Source organism: Corynebacterium sp. MSK195 (genome assembly GCF_030228885.1).
Lineage (GTDB): Bacteria > Actinomycetota > Actinomycetes > Mycobacteriales > Mycobacteriaceae > Corynebacterium.
The window spans coordinates 1-241 of sequence record NZ_JASPGT010000072.1 but is presented as its reverse complement, the minus strand read 5'-3'; the positions used below and the strand labels follow the sequence as shown (position 1 = coordinate 241).

General features: G+C 53.1%; 1 protein-coding gene. It reads left to right on the top strand.

Translation table 11 applies throughout. The annotated features are described in order from the left end of the window. The coding region (locus QP909_RS11850) for an IS3 family transposase (RefSeq protein WP_284767337.1) at positions 1-241 on the top strand (241 nt) is incomplete at both ends.

Genomic DNA, 241 nt, shown 5'->3' with positions numbered 1-241 from the left:
AAGTATCGCTACGGCTACCGACGAGTGCTACTTGACCTGCGCAACCAGGGGTGGGTGGTCAATCACAAGCTCGTCTATAAACTCATGCGCGAGATGGGGCTTCGAGCCAAGGTCCGCCAGCGCAGGCCATATGTTTCTTATAACGGGATGATCAGCCACATTGTCGACAACACACTTGACCGCAAGTTCACTCCAGATAAGCCAAATACCGTCTTTGTTAGCGACGTCACCGAGTTCAGGG